The organism is Acinetobacter sp. TY1 (assembly GCF_048551395.1).
In the GTDB taxonomy this organism is placed as follows: domain Bacteria; phylum Pseudomonadota; class Gammaproteobacteria; order Pseudomonadales; family Moraxellaceae; genus Acinetobacter.
This window is the reverse complement of record NZ_JBLYZK010000032.1, coordinates 13,840-33,484: the sequence shown is the minus strand read 5'-3', so window position 1 is coordinate 33,484 and position 19,645 is coordinate 13,840. Positions and strand designations below refer to the sequence as shown.

Here is a 19,645-nt window from a genome sequence, read left to right as displayed (position 1 = left end):
ACCTTAGAAAATACTATGAAATTCACTCCAATCCCTGAAAATAATGAAGAATTACACCTTCCTCAGCTTGTTTATTGTGCTTCTTTGAAGAAAGAGTGTCGTAAAATAAAACAATTATTGAATAAAAAGCAATTTGATAATGGAAAATCATCTAGAAAACAATCAAATGCAACAACTATTAACGATATTAAAACAAAGATATGAGACTAATATGTATCGTCATGCTCATATTGAGTGGGCTGCAGTGTATAAAAAGCTATCAAAAAATCCTATAAAATTACTTTCTTTATATCAAATGGAAGAAGGTGGTGGAGAACCCGATGTTGTTGTCTTAGATTCAAAATCTTTTGAAAATATATTTTATGATTGTTCTATTGAATCACCAAAAGGACGTAGATGCCTTTGTTATGATCGTGACGCATTACTTTTACGTAAAAATCATTTACCCCTTAACTTTGTATTGGATATGGTCAATATAATGAGTCTTGAGTTATTAAATGAAGAGCAATATCAGAAATTACAGACAGTATTTTCATTTGACTTGAAAACTTCGAGTTGGGTTTATACTCCAAATGAAATTAGGCAAAAGGGCGGTGCTTTATTTTGCGACTATCGTTATGGCAGAGTTTTTATTTATCATAATGGCGCTCAGTCTTATTATTCTTCGCGTGGATTTAGAGCATTGTTAAGAATTTAGCTTTAAATTATTTTGGCTAGATATTTTAAATACGTATATAAAAGCAGATTAAATAATCTGCTTAAAATTAGTCAAAAATCTTTTCAGCAGCTTGGAATGGTAAGCTCACTACATCAATTGCTACTGCAAAAGGTAATAGAACCAATTTTTCAAATGGATTCATTCCTGATTTGGATTGGTAGCTTTCTTCTTGATGAGTGTAAATGCTAACTTGGTAGGGTTTACTTAATGCTTTTAACGAAGCTAAGTTATTAGCTGCAGGATAAACAACACCAGCGAGTTTGATTTCAAAGCAGAAGCGTTGTGCTAACATGCGTTCATCGCTTGAATTTGAGCATTCCTTTGCGCCATTTTCAATAAAAAACTCTAAATCTTTTTTACTAATATCTTCTTTGAGTTTTACATAGGCAAGGGGCAAAGTCCCTGTAAAATTTCCATCATTTTTTTCTGAATAGAAACTCAGTTCTCGTGTGATCTGAATATTTTTTGGATCAAGCTTGCCAATTAAACTGACAAATTGAGGTCCACCTTGCGTGAGTACATAACTTTTCTGTTGTCCAGCGATGACTAGGCTGTGGGTGGGTACGTTAGGTAAAGGTTTTGCGGGCTGTCCAAATGCTACGACTTGGTCTTCTATTAAAGTCACTTTGTTGGTGCGCGTATAGGTTTTATTGCTGTCTTTTTTGATTAGTGTCGAGGTTGCACAGCCTGAAAGTAGAATGGCTGATATTCCGCATGCAAATGTTAGAGAAGACTTTGAAAGTGACATATATTTGTTATTCCTCAAGGATGATTTTAAGCATATCAATTATTGATATAACTATAAATGTATAAATATTATTAAACAATAATGAATAATTGGAGAAAATACGAGTTTTTTTGAGATTAAATATGTAGAGTTTATAATGATATTATTTCAAGAAAAGTATAAAGCTTTGTAACATCACAACATAAAAAATGAGCAAAATATTTAAAACAAACATATTCCATCGCTGAATGATTAGACTATAAATTATATTCCCCCCGACTGTGATTGATATGAGCGGGTTGAATAAATATAGGAATAGCGTGGCTTTGAAAGCTTATGTGTTATCTGTAGTTTCGGGTTTGCAGTCATCTGACCCAATACGAGTATTTTTATCATACTTGCACCTTTAGGCATAGATCGTAGTTCGGCAACCAATACGATTAATAAAAATAGTTCTTTTAAAATCAATATCGATGCCAATACGATGAGGCAATTGTTTGGTAAAATTGCTAACTAGGTGCTACAAACAGTGCTTTACCGAAAAATTAAAAAGCCAATCATCAGATCGGCTTTTTCTGTATTTAGAATTGGAACGAATAAAAATATCTTAACACTATGAGTGTGGTATTTATCCTAGCGTTTTATAGTCGTTTTGAGTTTCACTTTATAGTGATTTCATCTATGCTAGTTTATAGGTTGTCACGAAAAAGTTCACATTTAATCATCTTACAGCTAAGCAAAAGCATGCTGAATATTGATTTAAAAATAAGAGAAAATATGGTTAAGCTAAAAAAAATAATTTTGAGTAGTACAATTTTTGTATGTAGTCATGTGTTAGCAAATCAAAATGCATCTTTATTAACTAATATCAATGAGATGACTTCATCAATTCAGAAATTTTGTAAAAATCCTGAACAGTTAACTCAATATCAAGATTTGAATAAATCTCAACAAAATTTATTAAAAGATAAGAATGCAGTTATTTATTATCCATTTGATATTATAGATATTAGCGATTATCCAAGTTTAGATTTGAGTGATCAATGTCAAAGGACACTGGTAAGTAATCAAATCGAAATTGCTAAGAATGAAAAAAAATTAAGGGAAGGTCATTCGAGTGAGGCCTTCATCTACTTAGACTTATTAATTTACACTTCATTAAGGAGTCTATATGACAATCAGGAGTTATCAGCACTCGATATTCAAAAAATGAATACTTATGAGCAAAAATTTCTGACAGAATTTGATCAAGACCCAAATGATAAGGCAAATGCTTCAATCGCTTTATCAACTTTAATGCGCTTTTTTAAATATAATTTAAATTATACGCCTAGAGAAAATCGTAAAATTTTCGATGCCAATATAAGATTTAAAAGAATTTATGATCATATTTATAAAAATGAGAATTATAAAAAATTTAATGAAGATGTAAGGTTTATTATTCCTGTCCGCTTAACACAACTTAGTTATTCTAATGAAGAGTATGAGCTAATAACAGCAATACAGAATGGTAATGTGGATTTGATTAAGAGTACTGCTGCAAAGTTCAGCCGATTTTATAATAACAAGCAATTGGCTAATCAATTTCATAATGATTATGATACTGATGCAGATTTTGATGAGGTAATTCGACCTTGGTGGGTCGGTGATTTACTTACTTTTGCATTTTTTAAAGTGAATGATCTTCAAAATGTGAAAATATGGATTGAAAGATCATCGCTTATTGAAGTAGATGAAACAACTTGTAATGCTACTACCTTGGTTTCAGATTCATCTTTAAACATCTTTCTAAAAAATGATAAGACGTGGTATCAGCCAAAATTTGAAAAGATGATGAAAGGATGTGAGCATATTCAAGCAGATACTCGGATATTATCAAAATTTGATTATCATAGACTAATTAGAAATTATGAAAAGCATTGTGATGATAAATATGGATATAAAACTTCCTTGCTTAAATTAAAGGATTCTAAATTTTTGAGTGATTCAGATTTTTATACAACAATGGCTCTTATGAGTGATCTATCCGATACTATAGAAATGGCAGAAGATTCATCTATTACCAATCGTTGTGTTGTTGCATTGAAAGAGAATAAAGTTGAATTTTTACAATTCTATGTTGATCACATGAAGTCAACTGCTTTTAATTACCAAGATGCAAAAAATGAATTAAAAACTTTAAAATGATAAAAACCCCGCAATAAGCGGGGTTCTTTTTATCTTAGTATTTAATTAAGCATTAAACACGTTCGATAATAGTCGCGATCCCTTGACCAAGACCGATACACATGGTCGCAAGACCGATTTGAGTATCTTGTTGCTCCATTACATTAAGTAATGTCGTCGTAATACGCGCACCAGAACAACCCAATGGGTGACCCAATGCAATTGCACCACCATTCAAGTTGATCTTGTCTTGCTTATCGTAAATACCTAAGCCTTTCATTACAGACAGACCTTGAGCAGCAAATGCTTCATTTAACTCAATCGTTTGGATATCATCCATGCTCAAACCAGCACGTTTAAGTGCTTTTTGAGTTGCAGGAACAGGACCATAACCCATGATCGCAGCATCACAACCTGCAATCGCCATAGAGCGAATCACAGCACGAGGCTTAAGACCAAGCGCTTGAGCACGTTCAGCAGACATCAACAACATTGCAGATGCACCATCAGACAATGCAGAAGAGGTCGCAGCAGTTACAGAACCGCCTTTAGGGTCAAACACAGGACGTAAAGCACGGAATGCTTCAATATTTGCATCTTGACGGATGACTTCATCGATGTCGCAAAGTTGTTTAAAGCCATTTGCATCATGACCTTCAACACCCACAATTTCATTTTTGAAACGACCTTCAAGTGTTGCAGCCCAAGCACGACGGTGAGATTCAACACCAAACGCATCTTGTTCTTCACGAGTAATGCCATTCATACGACCTAACATTTCAGCCGTTAAGCCCATCATGTTAGACGCTTTTGCATAGTGCTTAGATGCTTCAGGGTTCAAGTCGATGCCGTGCATCATCCCTACGTGACCCATGTGCTCTACACCACCGATGATGAAAACATCACCTTGGTTTGTTGCAATTTGAGCCGCAGCAGTGTGGATTGACTGCATAGAAGAACCACAAAGACGGTTCACGGTTTGACCGCCAACAGTCTTAGGAAGATCTGCCAATAACACGATGTTACGAGCAATATTCATCCCTTGTTCTAGAGTCTGGTTTACACAACCCCAGATGACATCTTCAACTTCGTTTACATCAAACTGGTTACGAGCAACTAAAGCACGAACTAACTCAGCAGATAAGCTGTCAGCACGTACATTGCGGAACATACCGTTTTTGGTTTTACCCATTGCAGAACGTACGCCATCAACGATGACAACGTCACGTGGATTCAAATTAGCCATTCACGTTGCTCCTTAACCGTAGAATTTTTTGTTGTTAGCAGCCATATCACGCAACATTTGTGGCGCTTCATAAGCTTTACCTAAGTGTGCATACTTGTCGCAAAGTGCAACATACTCAGCAACACCCGTTTGGTCGATATAACGCGCAGGACCACCACGGAATGGAGGGAAACCAACACCCATGATCATTGCCATGTCTGCTTCAGAAGCAGTTTCGACAATCTTGTCTTCTAAGCAACGAACTGTTTCGTTACAGAATGCAAGCATCATACGGTCAATGATTTCCTGAGCATCAAACTCATGCTTCTCCGTTGTTGCCATTGTTGCAACAAGCTCATAGGCAGTCGTATCAACAACCTTCGCTTTCTTGCCTTTACGGTCTAATTCGTACTTGTAGAAACCAACGTCATTTTTCTGACCAAGACGTTTGTTTTCATACATGATTTCAATCGCGCCTTTGTAATTTGGCTTCATACGATCTGGGAAACCTTCCGCCATGACTTCTGCGCCATGTACACCTGTGTCTATACCAACAACATCAATCAGGTATGCAGGACCCATTGGCCAGCCGAATTTTTCCATCACCTTATCAACTTGCTGGAAGTCAGCACCGTCTTTAAGTAATAGGTCAAATGCACCGAAGTAAGGGAACAATACGCGGTTCACAAGGAAACCTGGGCAATCATTTACAACGATTGGGGTTTTACCCATTTTCTGAGCAAGTACGACTGTTGTCGCAATCGCTTCTTCAGATGTTTTTGCACCACGGATCACTTCTACTAAAGGCATCATGTGAACTGGGTTAAAGAAGTGCATACCCACAAAGTTTTCAGGACGTTCTAAGCTTTCAGCTAAACGTGTGATTGAAATTGTAGATGTATTTGATGCAATGATCGTGTTTTCACGAACATTTTTCTCTGTATCTGCAAGAACAGCTGCTTTGATTTTTGGATTTTCCGTCACAGCTTCAATCACAATGTCGACTTCTTTGAATTCGTCATAGCTTAAAGTTGGACGGATGCGAGCAAGGGTTTCACCCATTTTAGCAGGAGTCATTTTTTTGCGTTCAACTTGTTTAGTTAACAAGCCATTCGCTTCTTTCATACCCAAAGCAAGTTGTGGATTACCTATATCTTTCATGATGATTGGTGTACCTTTGCTTGCCGCTTGGTAAGCAATACCACCACCCATGATACCCGCACCTAAAACAGCTGCTTGGTTTACAGGGTGAGCACCTTTCTCATGTTTCTTAGATGCTTTTTTCACAACTTGGTCATTGATGAATAAACCAATCAATGCACCAGCTTGAGGCGTAATTGCTGCTTTAGCAAATGCTTCAGCTTCAACTTTTAATGCGGCATCACGACCTTGACTTACACCTGCTTGAAGTGAATCAAGAAGAAGTTTCGGAGCAGGATACTGAGCAGGGTTTGCTTTCGCAAGAACCACACCTTTAGATGAGTTAAACGCCATCATTTGTTCAAGCATGTCGAGTTTAACAGGCTCTAATTTTTCTTGACGTTTTGCTTTCCAGTTTAAACGACCAGAGATAGCTTGCTTCACAAGATCAATAGCAGCATCTTGTAATTTGTCTGCAGCAACAACCGCATCTACAGCACCATCTTTAAGTGCAGCATCAGGGCGTTTGTTTGCAGAAGTGGCAATCCATTCAACGGCATTATCGATACCGATCACACGGCTTAGACGAACTGTACCACCGAAACCTGGGATGATACCGAGTTTAACTTCAGGTAAGCCAACCGTAGCAGCTTCAGACATGACACGGTAGTCACACACTAAGCACATTTCAAAACCGCCGCCCAATGCAATACCATTGATTGCCGCAACTTTAGGAATCTCTAAATCTTCAAAAGAATTGAAAATATCGTGAACAGGCATAGCCCATTCCACAATAGCAGCTTCGCCTTGTTTGAAGTTTTCACCAAATTCAGTGATGTCTGCGCCAACGATAAATGTAGATTTTCCAGAGGTAACAATTAAACCTTGGATTGAACTGTCAGCTTTAACAGCTGCAATAGCGGCTTTAAAATCTTCAAGTGTTGCACGGTTAAATTTGTTAACCGACTCACCTTGTAAGTCAAAGCGAAATTCTGCAATTCCGTCCGAAAGCATTTGGACGGTAATGGCATTGCCAGCGTGGATCATGCCCTGATCTCCTTTTTTGGAGGACTTCTAAGTTGATGTTCTGAAGCGTGTGTACTATTCCTGCACACATTTTTCTGCTTCACTAATCTTACGATAACTATATCTAAAAAGAACATAACAAGTTGTATCAAGCCGTGACGCAGGGGTCATTAATTTTTTTGTTTCAGCCTTGTATATCACAGGTGTTTGATCACGAGTTTTCTTACAGATTTGTGATGAAATTTAGATTTATGTCAGGCTATGGTCATATAAGAAATTTTTTTGGCATTTGATAGATACACATAAAACAATTTATGCCTTGAGTTTTTTGAATTATCTTTTTAGCTTACTCCATTACATTATGTATAAATGTCGGGAAAAGACACAATGTTTAAAAATTTAGCATCTGAAATGATGGGTACAAGCGATATTGGAACCATTATTGAACCACAAGACTTTAATAAGACGGATATTGATGATTATATTTTTCATGAAGATAACGAAAAAATCTTCTTTGTGATTAAAAGTAAAACAGACGAATACTGCTTTACCAATGTCGCGTTTATGCACCTTGATGGTAAAAGTGCGATGAGCAAAAAACGCATGTTGTACCGCTATTTATATAAACACAATCCGATTAAAAATGTGTTACTTGAAACAGCAGGTACGGTGGATTTGGATGCTGAAATCAAATTTCAGTTAGGAGAGCAAACATTTTCAATAGATATTCATAAGAATCAAATTGAAAAAATTCGTGATCTTTATAAAGCTTTATTTACGATTGGTGAAACTTGTAAAGACATTAATCGTCAACGTAATATTTTGCTTCAAAGTACTGATAATGTACAAAAAATGTTTAATTTAAGAGAGTTAAGTGAGCAAGCCATTTTAAATTTACCTGAAATTATTAATCAAACTGCACAACAAGTTGAAGAATATTCAAATCAACGAATCAAACAAATTGAAAATTATGATTTTTCTGAAATTTTTGAACGCTATTTAAAAAATTAATATTATATTTTTTAGCAATAAAACGCTTGAAAAGGCGTTTTTTATTGCTGAAATAAAAACCATGTAAAAGTTAAGGGATTTGGGTAGAATATCTTGATATAGATATGAGTTTGAAACTGATGCAAATATTTCGAAGTAAAATAGATTGGTGGGTTTTAGGCTTTATCATTTCAATGTCAGGTTTGTTACTGCAACTTTTATTTACGATGTATGCCAAAGGCACAATGGTTGAATATCCTGAACATACAATCGTGTATATCCTCACAATAGTATTACTTTGGTCGCCAATTTTTACAACGCGTTATTCTCTAAATAAAGATGTCTTGATGGTTCGTAGCTTATTTTTTAAATGGCATATTCCACTAGCGAGTATTCAAAAAATCAGCGCTACCGATCATTTGAATGTATCACCTGCATTGTCACTTCAGCGGTTACGTATTGAATATTTAAAAAATGGGCAGAAGCAGGTGATTTTTATTTCACCAAAAAAGATCGATGCTTTTCGTCAGGCTTTATCTTCTTGAATGAAGAAATGATTATGAACATACCTTAAAGTGAGTAAGGTCATTTAGATTCTTTATAACAATTTGACGACTTTCCCGAATACTTAATTGACTATAGATGGACAAGACTATTGGGAACTTTATCACTCAAAGAGTGAGTGTAAAATTACTAATTCAACAGAATTAAGCTGTGATTTGATGAATGGGGGTCGTTTATAAAGCTGTAAATCAGCCATTGAAAAACTTAATACACCATCATCATAGTTTTGGAATATTAAAATATACTTTCTTGCACTTGAAAAAAGAATGATCGAACGACATTATCCTTATATATTCCAAAGTTTAAAAAGCAGACAGTGAACGAAAACGCACGTGAAAATATTGAAAAAATTTTAGCCAATATGACCTCGCTTCCCGGTGTCTATAAGATGCTTGGAAAGGATGGCGAGCTTCTCTATGTGGGGAAAGCTAAAAATCTAAAAAATCGTGTGTCGAGTTACTTTGTTAAAACCATTGAACATCCAAAAACACAGGCTTTAGTGGCTCGGATTTACGATATTGAAAGTTTGGTAGTACGTTCAGAAACTGAAGCCTTACTGCTTGAACAAAATCTGATTAAACTACATCGTCCGCCATATAACATTATGTTGCGTGATGATAAATCTTACGTCTATATCTTTGTTTCAGCAGATAAGCCTTTTCCACGTATTGCCTCAGGACGTGGTAAGGGAAAACATCAAGTCGGTAAGTTTTTTGGTCCTTATCCTAGTGCGTACAATGCCCGTGATACGCTTTTAGTTCTGCAAAAATTATTTAATGTTCGCCAATGTGAAAATAGCTACTTCTCACAACGGAAACGCCCATGTCTGCAATATCAAATTAAACGCTGTACGGCACCTTGTGTAGGATTAATTACACCTGAAGCCTATAACGAAGATGTGCAAAACTCGATTCGGTTTTTGAAAGGAGACACTAAAGAGCTTAATCAGGAATTGATTCAAAAAATGGAGCAAGCTGCGGAAAACTTGGAGTTTGAAAAAGCAGTATTTTACCGTGATCGGATGGCTTTACTGCGAGATGTACAGTCACAACAAGCCATTTATAAACTTAAAGGTGAAGCCGATATTCTTGCGATCGCGTATCAGGCAGGGGTGACATGCGTACAAATCATGCATGTGCGTAACGGTAAAATGCTCGGTGGTAAAAGTTATTTTCCTGATATGTTAGGTGATGATTTAGGGCAAATGCTATCAGATTTTATTGCCAATTTTTATTTCCAAGTTGCAGATGAAGTGCCAGCTGAATTAATTGTCAATGTCGATGTAATTGATCGAAAAGAACTCGAAGAAGCTCTATATCAACAATTTGAAAAGAAAATTCAGATTAAGCACAATGTTCGGGAAACACGTGCAGAATGGCTCGAACTGGCTGAAATGAATGTGCAACATGCGATTAAAGGAAAATTGGCAAATCATTTAGAACTCAATGAACGCTTTCATCAACTCGAGCAAGTTTGTGGTCGCCCAATTGACAGTATTGAGTGTTTTGATATTTCACATACGATGGGGGAAGCAACAATTGCATCTTGTGTGGTATTCGATGCGGGTGGTGCAAGAAAGCGTGATTATCGTCAGTTTGCGATTGAAGATATTACGGGTGGCGATGATTATGCTGCTATGCGCCAAGCACTGACACGCCGTTATAAAAAAGCCATGTTACCTGATTTATTATTGATCGATGGTGGTAAAGGACAACTACATATGGCAATGCAAGTCATGCAAGATTTAGGTTTAGATGCCTTTATGGTCGGTGTATCGAAGGGGGAAGGACGTAAACCAGGTTTAGAAACATTGCATTTTACCGATGGTACAAAAATTCAATTACCTGAAGACAGTAAAGCTTTACATTTGATTCAACAAGTTCGTGATGAAGCGCATCGTTTTGCCATCACCAAACATCGCGCAAAACGTGATAAGCGCCGTGGTGGATCAGTGTTAGAAGCAATTCCAGGCTTGGGACCGAAACGCCGCCGTGATTTGTTAACGCATTTTGGTGGGATTCAGGGGGTTCTTAAAGCTTCAGAAAATGATTTAAAACTTGTACCTGGTTTGGGAGATGTAATGGCACGAACTATATATAAAGTTTTGCATGAGTAGAGTGATTTATCATTAGTAGCAGTGGCCAAAGTTAACATTGACGCATGGGTCACGGATCATTTTCAATATCTGAAAAATATGAAACAGTAATGAAAGAATAAAACTTAGGATAACTCATGTCATTGGAAGCACTATTTCAACAGATTGAACAGCAAGAACATATTGATATTCCAAAAGGTTGGCTACAAGGTCGAACCATTTTTGGTGGGTTGGTTGCAGGTATGTTGGTCTATAAAGCCTTCACGACGATCAATGATGTAACCCAAAAATTGCTCAGTTGTAGTGTCACTTTTGTCGGCCCTGTCGATGATGCCCAAGTAAAATTAACGGCTGAAATTTTACGACAAGGAAAATCGGTCACTACCATTGAAGTACGTCTTTGGCAAAATGAAACAGTGCAAAGTATTCTAATTGCAAGTTTTGGTCGTCAGCGAGAGTCTTACATTCAAGTTTCGCAAGAACCACAAACTCCTCATTTTCCTGAAATTAATCAACTCAACATTGTTCCAAAATATTTACCTTTTCCTGAGTGTGTGAAAAACTTTCAATTGGCTTGGACAGAAGGAAGTTATCCAATGTCGGGTAGCAAAGACCCTGATTTTTCAGGCATGTGCCGATTTGACCCTGAGTTACATCCCAATCGTAAGATGCATATTGCAGATGTCGTAACGCTGATGGATGTGTGGCCACCGGGTGTTTTACCGATGTTTAAAAAGACTGCACCTGCAAGTTCACTCACATGGCAACTGACGTTTATTCATCCACTTGAAAATCAGTTAAATGATTGGTTTAAATACAATGTATTTACTGAATATGCCCGAGATGGTTACTCCACTGAATATGCACATCTATGGGATGAACAAAATCGATTAATTGCCATATCTCGGCAGACAGTGACAGTTTTTGCTTAGTTCACTGCTGACTTGTCGACAGTTTTGGCTGAATCGTTTAAAGTAGCGGACATAATAGAGTGTGAATCTCTGCGTATTTTGTCTATTTTAAAGACAGATAAGGGGGAAAAATGGCGGTGTCTATGACCACAGGTCGAATCCTGAATATTCCAAATATTTTGACGCTTGCTCGTATTGCGTTAATTCCTGTATTTTTATTAATCGCATATTGGCCACCTGCGGTGGGGGTAAATGGTCATGATGGCGGTATGACTCGCCATCTTGTACTGACAGGTATTTTTGTGGTTGCCGCTGTAACGGATTGGTTTGATGGCTATCTTGCTCGAACACTTAATCAAACTTCAGCATTTGGGCGTTTTCTTGACCCTGTTGCCGATAAATTGATGGTGGCAGCAGCCTTAATTGTCTTGGTACAATGGAAGCCTAGTATTGCAATGGCATTTGCTGCGATTGTAATTATTTCACGTGAAATAACCGTGTCTGCTTTACGCGAGTGGATGGCTGAGTTGGGCGCACGTACTAATGTTGCGGTGTCGACAGTCGGTAAATATAAAACAGCATTTCAAATGATTGCCATCACGGTATTTTTACTTAATTGGCAACCGCTTGAAACATTGGCGTATGGCTTGCTGTATACCTCAGTTATTTTGACTTTATGGTCAATGTTTATTTACTTAAAAGCGGCTTGGCCATATCTAAAGCAGCCTTAATAGGCTGTTTGAATACCTCATTCGCTTAATAAAAAAGCTCCGTTCATCGGAGCTTTTTTATAGGGAAATAAATTTTTTGAAGACTAACTATGTGTTTCTTCTTCGCCATCATCATCAAAAGTTTTGGCAATTTTTTCGATATTTAAACTCTTCGCCATCGCATCAAAAATTTCTTTATACGTTCCATCTTGGTGATATAAATCATGATGTTCGCCGTGTTCTACAATCTGTCCTTCTTTCATCACATAGGTGTAATCGGCATCAATGATTTGCGACAGGCTATGTGAAATCATAATCACAGTGCGTCCTTGTTTAATCTCATCCAAACTATTTTTAATTTGTTCAGCGGCAATTGCATCTAAGCTTGCGGTTGGTTCATCTAAGAAAATAATCGGAGGATTTTTCAGGAACATACGGGCAAGCGCAATACGTTGTTGCTGTCCACCTGAAAGTAACAGTGCATCAGCCTCATAAGCATGTGGGAGCTTTAAAATTTGTTCATGAATAGAGGCTTTTTTAGCAGCTTCCATGACTTCTTCAGGCGTTGCAGTACTTTTGCCATAACGAATATTTTCAAAAATTGAACCAGGAAAAATATGATTTTTTTGTAAAACCAAGCCAATATTTTCACGTAAATAGTGAGTGTCAACCTGTTCTAAATCAATGCCATCAATTTTAATTTGACCATTCTGAGGTGCATAAAACTTATCAAGCAGGCTAATCAGTGTCGATTTCCCCGCACCCGATAAACCGACCAAAGCGGTAATTTTATTGGGTCGAATGGTCATGTTAATACGATGCAATGCTTGATAGCCATTGGGATAGCTAAAGTCGACATTGCTTAATTCAAATTGCCCGTGAATCTGTGGCTTTTGCGTACCACTTTTTTCGATTTGATCATCGGATTCCAAAATTTTAAAAAAACTTTCTGAATAAATCATCGCAGAATTAATTTCATCATAAATACGATGCAGTGAGCGAATAGGTGCAGAAACATTATTGAATAATAAAACATGGTACATGATCATTCCGATACTCATTTGTCCATTCAGTACAAAATAAGCGGTTAAAATGATAATGAACACAACTCCTACTTGCTCAATAAAGGTTTTTAAACCATCAAAAATATAATTGGTTTGACGGGTTTGCATCTGATTATCAGTCAGTGATTTTTGTAAGTTAAGTTGTTTGGCTGATTCAACTGATTCTTTATTAAAAGATTTAATCACAGTAATTGAGTTAATAATACTGATAATGCCCTGACTTTTTTTCTCAAAATCATCACGTAAAGCCCGTCTTTTACCCGATACTTTTTGTGATTGTTTAAAGGTAAGCCAAAAATAAATTGGTACAATAATTGTGGCAACAAGTCCAACCCAAAGGTTGGCGTAATACATCAGTCCAAGTGCAATAATAGCACTGGTAAATAGTGGTAAAATATCAATAAAAAAGATCTGTACAAGGCGTGTGAGTGAGCTAACCCCACGGTCTATACGGGTTTGTAATTTTCCTGCTTGATTATTTTCTTGATCAAAAAAAGCCAATTTATAGGTGATAAATTTTTCAATAATACCTTGCGATAAATCTTGAGAAATTAAAATCCGTAGTTTTTCACCAAAAGATTTTTGTCCAAATTGCACAATAGCATTGATAATTTCCTTACCTAAAAGTACGGCAGTAATGGTGATCAGAATATGCCAACCATCAGCTAAACCTTTGCCATCTAAGAGTAATGCATTAATGCTATCAACTGCATATTTAAGCGTGAGCGCATTGACCTGTGCCGTAAGAGAACCAATGAGTGTCAAGATTAAAGTAATGATGACCAACCAGCGATACGGTCGGACAAATGGGCGGAGTTTTTGAAAAAGTTGCCATAAGTTCATAGAAAGTTGTTTTTATTGTGGTACTTGTTCTGAGTCTATGCCTGAATGATTGTTGTCACAAGTTATTCTGAATATTGTCATGTTTTGAATTGTGAACGTATCGGGTAGACTTAAAAATGAACGGATGAATATGAGGTGTGAAACATGAATCTCGAGCTGTTTGCACCTGAGCAAAATGACAATTTATTGCCTTGCGATGGCATTGTGAAAGATTATGGTTTAATTTTGAATGATGAGCAAAGTCAAAAATATCTTCATTACTTTTTACAGCATTTGGCTTGGCAGCATGATGAAGTTTTTATTTTAGGGCAGCATCATCAAACGGAACGTAAAGTGGCTTGGTATGGTGATGAAAGTTATCAATATCGTTATTCAGGTATGACAAAACAAGCACATGCATGGAATGCAGGATTGTTCCGATTAAAACAGCATATTGAGCAATTGGTCGGACATTCGTTTAATACTTGTCTTGCCAATTTATATGATAATGGTACGCAAGGCATGGGATGGCACAGTGATGATGAACCTGCTTTGGTCACAGAAAGAGGGCTTGAAACGGTGGTAGCATCCTTAAGTTTTGGTGCAACACGGAAATTCAGCTTTAAGCATAAGACCAAACCTGAAAAAGTCGATTTGTTATTACAAAGTGGTCAATTGATTGTGATGCGAGGGCAGACTCAGACGTACTGGAAACATACCCTTGCTAAGTCGACCAAAATTTTAGAACCTCGCATCAATTTGACCTTTAGATGTTTTCATCAGTAATGTATTGAATCCTAAAGAGGATAAAGTCGTTCATCAAATTGTTCGAGTTTCGGGAAAACCAAAGCATCTAGCTGATCTAAACTCTGAAGATGTTTCGCATAATCGAGGAGCATTTGTTGGCGAGCCTCTAGAGAAATATAAGGTACGTGGTAGGCAATAAATGGAGGTAGAACCTCAAAGCCGACATAAGCCAAAGTTCCACGTTGGATGGGTAACAATAAATTTTCAAGTGAACCATGAATCGCATTTTCACCAAACATATGATCACGCCCACCCAATGTGAAACTCAGCATGGCCTTTTTGCCTACCATTCCACCATGATTATAAAAGCGTTTTCCACCATAAAAAATGCCTGATACAAAGACACGATCAATCCAACCTTTTAAAATTGCAGGAATAGAAGTCCAATACATTGGAAAATTTAAAATCAGTAAATCGGCTTTTTGAACTTTTTCAATTTCGCTTTGAATATCAGTTGAAAGGAGTTTTTGTTGAGAAGCATGTCGTTGTTCTAACGCATAATTTAAATATTCTTCATTTTTTAAGGTCGTGAAATCTTCTCGTGATGCAACAGGGTTGAAATTCATGGCATATAAATCAGAAACCTCAACATGATGTCCTTGTTGTTCTAATACTCGAACAGCTTGATCTTTTAAAGCAGTTGTAAAAGAAAGTGGTTCAGGATGTGCATGTACAATCAAAATATTCATAATGGTTCCAATCAATCCTTGTTAGTAGGGCAGATTATTGTTGTTTGAATGAGAACACGAGTATTCAATAAAATAATACATTTGGCATTTGCCGAAAGTTTAACATTATTCTTTTTTGTGCATATTTCAGTTGCTCTTTACATGTAGAAATAAAAAAAGCTCATGCCATGGCATGAGCTTTTCACCTCTGAGGAATCCTATTTTAAATATAAAATAGGATTCAGGGATTTATAAATACTGAAGAACAAAATCATAATATGAGAATAAACTTGTAAATACAAGCTTTATAAAGATGATAAATGTATAAGTTCTTAACCGTTTGATTTGGTTTCGATATTTGCTGTGTGATTAGTCAGTTGATGATTTTCAGATAATGCTTGATAACGTTTTTCAATTTGCGCCGCACTGTCTTTTAAAATTTCAATTAACTTATCAGTATTGATAAATTCAAAACGATTTTTAGATGCCAATACAGTTAAAGAAAGTGGTGCTTCTTTGCTTGAAAATTTAATTGGAACAGACAGTCCTGACACATTTGGATCAAGCTCACCACGTGATAAATAGTAACCTTGTTTCTTGATTTTCTTCATTTTAGTGACGAAAGTATCTTCATCATGAGCAAAACCTACTTCATCAAGTTCATGGATGAAGTGTTGATAATATTCATGAATTTTTTGTTTCGGTAAATGCGCCATAATCACTTTAGGTGAAGATCCCATAAAAACAGGGCGAGGACAGCCACGACCATAAGATAACAAGGTTTCATCACGGAAAACTTCATGGTGAATATCAATACAATAATCATCATTTAAATGTGTGAGTAAACAGCAAAGTTCTGTTTTTTCAGAAATTTCTTGCATGAAGGGCTTACTGATCTGAACCAATGGATCTGTGGTACGAGAGATATAGTCCATCACCGCAATTTTGGGTCCCAAAGTATAGTCGCCCGATGTACCACTTAAACGTTGTAAAATATCGGCAGATACAAGCTCTTTTAGATAGCGATAACTTGTTGGTTTTGAAAGATTAAGTTCTTCGCAAATTACATCGACATTAATTACGGGTCGATTGACCGAAAATAAATCGAGAACTGTGAGAATTTTCCCAAAACTTGAAAGTGCCATTTCGAACCTGCTAAATCGGTGAATGCAAAAAATAAAATCAATTGTTATGTTATAACAAAAACTTTTGTTCGTGTTGAGTGCTTTTTGCATTTATACCTACATTTTTTATGCAAAAGCGCTTTGAGATTTTAAAGATAAAAATCGAACAACTTGGTTTGTTAATTGAATTATTATCATTATACGATATTTTTATTGACTAATATTTGTTTTTTTGAAAGAATTTACGATATTAATATCCAATGATGAAAACTATCTTTTGAGTAAAGATTAAGTTTTCAACATGAATCGAGTCGCTCTCTACTCGACCGCTGTATCTGAACAAAGCACATATTTGTTCCTCTATTTACATATTTTTTCTTTGACTGCACTGTTTAACAAATTAAACGGTGCAGTTTTTTGGTCGTTGAAAAAATTAAAATGTGACGTGTACAGTGAAAATTGTAAAATGAAGTGTTACTTTTCATCGAAATTGAACAGATGGATATCCGCTTTAAATTACAACAGAGAAAATCAATAAAATTCAATTTATAGCGAGTCGCATCCATGTCCTTAATCAAACCACTATTGGCTTTTAGACCCAATAAATTGGATTGGATTTTTGCGACCAAAACTTTTATTGCGGGCATGCTCGCATTATATTTTGCATTTGCGTTAAACCTGAGTTATCCCATTTGGGCGATTGGTACAGTATTTGTGATTGCCAATCCTTATGCTGGTATGGCTGCTTCAAAAAGTATTTATCGTTTACTGGGTACATTATTCGGTGCGATTTTTGCAGTTGCTGTCATGCCGTCTTTGATCAATATGCCATGGTTATTAGTTTTAGTACTTGCCATCTGGGTCGGTGTTTGTCTTTATATTTCCTTAATTGACCGTTCACCGCGAAGCTATGTGGTCATGTTGGCTGGCTATACTGCCGTTATTATCTGTTTTAACTCAATTTACTATATAGAAACAGTTTCTATATTTGATATGGCTTTAGGGCGGTTTTTAGAAATTTCGCTTGGTGTTGTTTGTAGTGCTGTGGTCAATGCCATTATTTTCCCTATGCATATTGGTCCTGTCATTCAAATGCGTGTTTCCAAAACTATACAAGATACGCAACACGTTTTTGACGCAATTTTATCCGATGAAAAACATCAAAATAATTACACGCAGTTATTGGCAAATATCACTCGTGACACAAGTGATATTCATACTATGGCAGAGCATTTAGATTATGAAAAATCAAAATTTAAAGGGATGACCAAACCTTTACAAGAACTACTCCATCAAATGACCATGCTTGTTGCCAACTTGGTAGCAATGTCTGAACGCATGAAGCAACTCGATCAGATTGATCTCAATTACCGTCAATATTTTCAGGATTTTCATCAGCATATTAATGATTTTTTGCAAAATGAAAGTGAAGTCAAAGCAGATGAGTTACTTTATTTACCTGAACATTTTGAGCAAAAATTTCAGCGGATTACGACTCAGGCAAAGCCGGAACAATGGGTGATTTTGGGCAGTTTAAAAATGGATATTCGCCATTTTATTCAAAATATACGTGCTGTGAAGTTGATTTGGCAACGTATGCAGGCAGGAGATAATAGCTTACCTGAATCGATCGTACCATTGACGACAGCCTATCCGAGTTTGCATCGAGATTATGGTGTGGCTGTACGTGGAGGTTTATCGGCATTTTTAACCACCATTGTGGCATGTGCTTTTTGGATTTTGAGTGGTTGGAAATCTGGTTTTATGTTGGCAGAAATGGCAACCATTACCGCATGTATTTTAACATTTCTAGATGATCCTGTACCCGCACTAAAATTGTTTATTCGTGCGAGTATTTACGCTTCATTTTTTGTCTTTATTTATGCCTATGGCATCTTTGCCCATCTGACTTCTTTTTGGGAAGTGATGGTGGTATTGGCACCCTTTATTTTATTTTGTTTGATGCTGTATTTGCATCCACCCTTACATGGTTTGGGGCTGCCTTTAATTATGAGTACTGTTATGGGCTTAAATTTACAAAATCGTTATTCAATGGATCAGGTCGCATTTTTTGACATGACCATTGCAACCATTATTGGCCCAATTATCTCGGTATTTATGGTACATGTAGTGCGTTCAATGTCACCTGATATGACTGTACAACGGATGCTTGCCTTGCACTATAAAGAATTGCGCCAAGCCATTCACATGCCATATGGCACAGGCTTTCGAATTCATTTAAGGGGTGTGCTTGACCGTATTGGTGTACTCAATACGAAACAAGTTCAGTCGCAAGTCTTGAAAGATGAAATTAATAATGCCTTGATTGAAGCGAGTGCAATGGTTGATTTCACTCGCTTGCAAGAACTCATTGATAAGTTGTCGCCTAAGTCCGCATTAAAAGCTTCATTGCTTGAATTACAAAAGGTACTTGATGAATGTTTGGCGCAGCGTGAAAGCGACTCGAATAATCGCACTTTTGAAGCACAACTGAATCAACAATTTGCTCAAGTGATACAAAATATTGCATCTATAGAAGATAAAGAAATTCAGCAACGCATTGAAATCTCAATCAACAATATTCGAAATAGTATTTGCCATATACCGACAGATTTAGCATTGAACACTGCACATGAAGGAGCATCATATGGGTGAGTTAAATGTTTATGGTGTGTATGTTCCTATTTTTTTGGTTCAAGCGATTTTGGCTTATCTTATTTTTCGTTTTGTAGTAATGGGAATTAATCGTTTAGTGGAAAAAGATTGGATTCTTTTTCCTGCCATTTTTAACTTGTGTGTGTATTTGATTTTACTCTTTTTGATGCATCGCTTGTTTATTTGGACGGGTTTTTAAATTGTATTTGAATTTGATGAGTGAACAGGTTGAA

Annotated in this window: 16 protein-coding genes and 1 pseudogene; 11 read left to right on the top strand and 6 right to left on the bottom strand. The window is 36.4% G+C overall.

All coding sequences use genetic code 11. The features are described 5' to 3' along the window. Positions 1-15: 15 nt before the first annotated feature. Positions 16-123 (top strand): annotated as a pseudogene (locus ACK2M2_RS14415) (ankyrin repeat domain-containing protein); the annotation flags it as partial. A gap of 10 nt (positions 124-133) precedes the next feature. Further along, entirely contained in the window at positions 134-697 is a 564-nt protein-coding gene (locus ACK2M2_RS14410; RefSeq protein ID WP_419349529.1) for a DUF4256 domain-containing protein, read from the top strand. Between the two features lie 67 nt (positions 698-764). Here the strand turns inward: ACK2M2_RS14410 and ACK2M2_RS14405 are convergent, their stop codons facing one another. Continuing rightward, positions 765-1,466 (bottom strand): hypothetical protein, encoded by a 702-nt coding sequence (locus tag ACK2M2_RS14405; RefSeq protein WP_409512716.1) that lies wholly within the window; start codon positions 1,464-1,466, stop codon positions 765-767. Positions 1,467-2,189: 723 nt separating this feature from the next. On the opposite strand from ACK2M2_RS14405, the gene ACK2M2_RS14400 reads away from it, so the two are divergent. Continuing rightward, the gene (locus ACK2M2_RS14400; RefSeq protein ID WP_419349528.1) at positions 2,190-3,632 is read left to right on the top strand and encodes a hypothetical protein; all 1,443 of its coding nucleotides are present in this window, start codon (positions 2,190-2,192) and stop codon (positions 3,630-3,632) included. Positions 3,633-3,684: 52 nt separating this feature from the next. On the opposite strand, the gene fadA is transcribed toward ACK2M2_RS14400, so the two are convergent. Beyond that, positions 3,685-4,857 carry an acetyl-CoA C-acyltransferase FadA gene (fadA, locus tag ACK2M2_RS14395; protein ID WP_419349526.1) on the bottom strand — a complete coding sequence of 391 codons (1,173 nt, stop codon included), beginning with the start codon at positions 4,855-4,857 and terminating at the stop codon, positions 3,685-3,687. Between the two features lie 12 nt (positions 4,858-4,869). Then, on the bottom strand, positions 4,870-7,023 hold the full coding sequence (gene fadB, locus ACK2M2_RS14390; protein ID WP_419349524.1) for a fatty acid oxidation complex subunit alpha FadB: 2,154 nt from the start codon (positions 7,021-7,023) through the stop codon (positions 4,870-4,872). A gap of 366 nt (positions 7,024-7,389) precedes the next feature. Between fadB and ACK2M2_RS14385 the strand changes: the two genes are divergently transcribed. The 5 genes from ACK2M2_RS14385 to pgsA all read left to right on the top strand — a co-directional run bounded on the left by ACK2M2_RS14385 (position 7,390) and on the right by pgsA (position 12,293). Beyond that, positions 7,390-8,013, top strand: a complete 624-nt coding sequence (locus tag ACK2M2_RS14385; protein ID WP_409512712.1) for a PH domain-containing protein — start codon at positions 7,390-7,392, stop codon at positions 8,011-8,013. Positions 8,014-8,132: 119 nt separating this feature from the next. Continuing rightward, positions 8,133-8,537, top strand: coding sequence for a PH domain-containing protein (locus ACK2M2_RS14380; RefSeq protein ID WP_419349532.1), 405 nt, complete (start codon positions 8,133-8,135; stop codon positions 8,535-8,537). 335 nt (positions 8,538-8,872) lie between these two features. Beyond that, the gene (gene uvrC, locus ACK2M2_RS14375) at positions 8,873-10,672 is read left to right on the top strand and encodes an excinuclease ABC subunit UvrC (protein ID WP_409512711.1); all 1,800 of its coding nucleotides are present in this window, start codon (positions 8,873-8,875) and stop codon (positions 10,670-10,672) included. A 116-nt stretch (positions 10,673-10,788) separates the two neighbouring features. Continuing rightward, complete coding sequence (locus ACK2M2_RS14370; RefSeq protein ID WP_419349521.1) at positions 10,789-11,583, top strand: thioesterase family protein; 795 nt, start codon at positions 10,789-10,791, stop codon at positions 11,581-11,583. Between the two features lie 122 nt (positions 11,584-11,705). Continuing rightward, complete coding sequence (gene pgsA, locus ACK2M2_RS14365) at positions 11,706-12,293, top strand: CDP-diacylglycerol--glycerol-3-phosphate 3-phosphatidyltransferase (protein ID WP_409512717.1); 588 nt, start codon at positions 11,706-11,708, stop codon at positions 12,291-12,293. Positions 12,294-12,376: 83 nt separating this feature from the next. Here the strand turns inward: pgsA and ACK2M2_RS14360 are convergent, their stop codons facing one another. Continuing rightward, positions 12,377-14,179: an ABC transporter ATP-binding protein gene (locus ACK2M2_RS14360; RefSeq protein ID WP_419349519.1), complete on the bottom strand. Its 1,803-nt coding sequence runs from the start codon at positions 14,177-14,179 to the stop codon at positions 12,377-12,379. Positions 14,180-14,323: 144 nt separating this feature from the next. Here ACK2M2_RS14360 and ACK2M2_RS14355 point away from each other — a divergent pair, with 144 nt between their 5' ends. Continuing rightward, positions 14,324-14,944, top strand: a complete 621-nt coding sequence (locus ACK2M2_RS14355; RefSeq protein WP_409512708.1) for an alpha-ketoglutarate-dependent dioxygenase AlkB family protein — start codon at positions 14,324-14,326, stop codon at positions 14,942-14,944. A gap of 11 nt (positions 14,945-14,955) precedes the next feature. Here the strand turns inward: ACK2M2_RS14355 and ACK2M2_RS14350 are convergent, their stop codons facing one another. Together ACK2M2_RS14350 and ACK2M2_RS14345 are read right to left on the bottom strand one after the other, a co-directional pair. Beyond that, positions 14,956-15,654, bottom strand: coding sequence for an NAD(P)H-dependent oxidoreductase (locus ACK2M2_RS14350; protein WP_419349517.1), 699 nt, complete (start codon positions 15,652-15,654; stop codon positions 14,956-14,958). 311 nt (positions 15,655-15,965) lie between these two features. Then, entirely contained in the window at positions 15,966-16,778 is an 813-nt protein-coding gene (locus ACK2M2_RS14345; protein WP_409512706.1) for an IclR family transcriptional regulator, read from the bottom strand. Between the two features lie 543 nt (positions 16,779-17,321). Between ACK2M2_RS14345 and ACK2M2_RS14340 the strand changes: the two genes are divergently transcribed. Both ACK2M2_RS14340 and ACK2M2_RS14335 read left to right on the top strand, forming a co-directional pair. Continuing rightward, positions 17,322-19,412: an FUSC family protein gene (locus ACK2M2_RS14340; RefSeq protein ID WP_419349515.1), complete on the top strand. Its 2,091-nt coding sequence runs from the start codon at positions 17,322-17,324 to the stop codon at positions 19,410-19,412. After that, a complete protein-coding gene (locus tag ACK2M2_RS14335) occupies positions 19,405-19,611 on the top strand; it encodes a DUF1656 domain-containing protein (RefSeq protein WP_409512704.1) in 207 nt (68 codons plus the stop codon). Before ACK2M2_RS14340 ends, ACK2M2_RS14335 begins: the two co-directional genes overlap by 8 nt. Positions 19,612-19,645 lie beyond the last annotated feature (34 nt).